This window comes from Dokdonella sp. (assembly GCF_049593775.1).
Taxonomy (GTDB): Bacteria; Pseudomonadota; Gammaproteobacteria; order Xanthomonadales; family Rhodanobacteraceae; genus Dokdonella.
The window spans coordinates 1-2,614 of record NZ_JBAWHJ010000486.1 but is presented as its reverse complement, the minus strand read 5'-3'; the positions used below and the strand labels follow the sequence as shown (position 1 = coordinate 2,614).

Below are 2,614 nucleotides of genomic sequence, written 5' to 3'. Positions count from 1 at the left end.
GGGTCACCCTGCAGGAGTATTGCCTGTCGAAGCTGATTGGCATCCAGGTCATTGATGCATTGAATCCGTCTGCGACGCGAGTCATGGGCCGAATCAAGCTCGGTGAGGTCATTGGCGAGATCCAGGACCTGTTCTCGATCCTGGCCGAGTATGGCCATACGGATTCGCAGGCGGCCAGACGAGCCTATGTGCTTGGCTTGAATGAGGTTCTGCCGAACGCAAAACCAGCCTATGCGCCACCCGCCGACTGGGCACAGGCGCTGGACCGCGCGCTGCCGAGACTGGATCTTCTGGCCCCGGCCGGCAAGGAGCTTGTTGTCCGCGGAATGACCCAGGCAATCAGCGCCGACGGACTGGTCAGCGTCAGCGAGGCTGAACTGCTGCGCACGGTCTGTGCGGCCCTGCATTGCCCGTTGCCTCCCGTCCTCCAGCAGGCGGTCTGACCGGGAATTGCCGCGGTCTGGATGCGCCTGCAAGCAGTCAGGCGGCGTGGGGCGGCTGCATCGGGGCGACAATAAGGCTCGGGGATTGCCATAATCCCGCCCCTTGTGGCGCCGGGTCAGGGCCATTCGTGAATCGCCTGGGCCTGCCTCCTTCTGCGCGTGCCTGGTGATTTCTCCCTCCCATTCAGACCGGGTGCTCCGGAATGTTGTCGACCCCATGAGCCAGGATTCCGAATTTGTTGACGCCCGACTCGAGCAGGTTCTTGCCGATTTTGGCGCGCGGCTGGGTGTCCTCATGCGTGGATATCGGCTGGATCGGCACGGCATAGATCCGGCCGATGTGGAGCAGGAAGTACGCATTCGGCTATGGAAAGCCATTTCACGTGACCGGTCTGGGGCCTTTCATGCGTCTTATGTGCAGAGAGTGGTCGCCACGACCGTGATTGACGCGCTGCGTAGGGCTGAAGTCAGGGCTGCGGAACCGCTTCCGGAAGAAGAGGAAGGCGCCGAATCCATGCAGGAGGGCGCTGCTGGGCCGGAACAATCGGCCAGCGATGACGAGCGCATGCTGGGTCTCCAGCGTTGCCTTGCCGAAATACCGGAGCGGAGGCGAATGCCCATCACGTTGCATCTGCAGGGATATTCGCTGCAGGAAATTGCTGATGTGGTCGGAACTTCGGCCGAAGCGGCAAGAAAATTGGTTACTCGCGGGCTGGATGGATTGAAATCGCGCCTGCGGGAATTGGGATACGGTGAATTCGATGACTGAACAAAGCTTGTCCAAACTCTTTCGCCAACTGAGCGCACAACAGCGCTCGGGTGCCGCAGACCTGCTTGATGCCGACACCCTGGTGGCGGCATCGGCGGGCACACTTCGCGGCGATCGACGTGACGAAGTGGCATCGCGCCTTTCGCGTTCGCCAGTGCAGACCGATCTGGTCCGCATGCTTGGCGAGCTGGCACCTGCTTCAGCCGAGCTCGCGGCGGTGGTCGGCGAACGTCATGTCCATGAACATTCGCGTGGCAGCCGACGTCTACGTCATGGCAGCAGCGAACGCAGGGTTGGCCACGCCGTGCGCTGGGTCGGAATGGCTGCTTGCCTGATGCTGGTGGTGGGTGCCGTCTTCTGGTTGCCGCAAGGTGGCGACTCGAGGTCAGGAACCGCACAGTCGGAAGTCAGGCCGGACCGCATCTTCACGAGCAAGGATCGCATCTTTGCGATGGTCGAACCCGGTACGGTTTCCTCGGCCACCGACGGCGTGTTCCAGTCGGATTTTAACGGCGGCTGAAAGGTACGCAGGTTCTTCGCAGGAACGCCCGGTTTGTCCGGGCGTTTTCGTTTGCGGGTTGACAACGAAATTCTGGGGGGTAATTTGAAGTTTCTGCATTGGTGCAGATAAAAACACAAGGAAGAAGCCGTGAAGCTAATCTCAGTAATGCTATTGGCGTCGCTTTTTGCAATATCGTCAGTCTCTGTGGGTGCCCAGAATTCCCGAGAGGAAGGTCATCGAGATCACTTTCAGTTAACAACGAACTCAATCTTCGGTGACCGGAAGACTGTCATCGAATCGCAAACGTTCGATTCCCTAGAGCAATTGTACGGTGAGCTCGGACTGCCACTGCCGGCAACTACACAAGCATGGGGTGATCCGCCTGGCACCCCGCCGCCTCCCTCAACCGGTTCGGTTCCCGGCAACGTCACCACGGTGAATCTCCAGATGACTTCGCCTGGATGGCTGCGGGAAACAACGTATACACGACCCGTAACTTATAACGCTGATGGTAGCTATACCTCAGGCTCATGGACTCTGACCCAAGACAATCTGACCAACACTAGCGGTGGACAGCAGTGCAATATGCACACCAATGATTGTCCGACTCAGCCTCACTAGGTCATTTTATGGTTCGAAGCGGAACGCAACTTGATTCTCGGAAAAAACGCCCGGCTTGCCCGGGCGTTCTTCATTTGGCGTGAACCTAGATACTAGTCTTTGACCGCGCTTGCGTGTTCTCTGGTCGCAGCAAATCGCACATCGGGCCAGCGTTCTTCGGTCAGCTGCAGGTTGACTCGTGACGGGGCGATGTAAACCAGCTCACCGGCGGCATCGATGGCCAGATTCTGCGCGGCCTTCTCGCGAAACTCTTCGAGTTTTCGGGCGTTGTCGCAATGC

At 59.0% G+C, this 2,614-nt stretch carries 2 protein-coding genes and 2 pseudogenes; 3 read left to right on the top strand and 1 reads right to left on the bottom strand.

Annotated elements, in window-relative coordinates; genetic code table 11:
• The 3 genes and pseudogenes from WBP53_RS16885 to WBP53_RS16875 form a co-directional block, all read left to right on the top strand.
• A pseudogene (locus WBP53_RS16885) lies at positions 1–443 on the top strand (peptidase M48 Ste24p); the annotation flags it as partial.
• Positions 444–660: 217 nt separating this feature from the next.
• The gene (locus tag WBP53_RS16880) at positions 661–1,212 is read left to right on the top strand and encodes an RNA polymerase sigma factor (RefSeq protein ID WP_423930915.1); all 552 of its coding nucleotides are present in this window, start codon (positions 661–663) and stop codon (positions 1,210–1,212) included.
• On the top strand, positions 1,205–1,732 hold the full coding sequence (locus WBP53_RS16875) for a hypothetical protein (protein WP_423930914.1): 528 nt from the start codon (positions 1,205–1,207) through the stop codon (positions 1,730–1,732). The genes WBP53_RS16880 and WBP53_RS16875 overlap by 8 nt, the downstream gene beginning before the upstream one ends.
• A gap of 695 nt (positions 1,733–2,427) precedes the next feature.
• On the opposite strand, the pseudogene prfC reads toward WBP53_RS16875, so the two are convergent.
• Positions 2,428–2,614, bottom strand: a pseudogene (gene prfC / locus WBP53_RS16870) (peptide chain release factor 3); the annotation flags it as partial.

What these genes read in the sequence shown, in the direction of transcription:
- WBP53_RS16880 (WP_423930915.1), top strand. Translation starts at nt 661, where the DNA reads ATGAGCCAGGATTCCGAATTTGTTGACGCCCGACTCGAGCAGGTTCTT.
- WBP53_RS16875 (WP_423930914.1), top strand. Translation starts at nt 1,205, where the DNA reads ATGACTGAACAAAGCTTGTCCAAACTCTTTCGCCAACTGAGCGCACAA.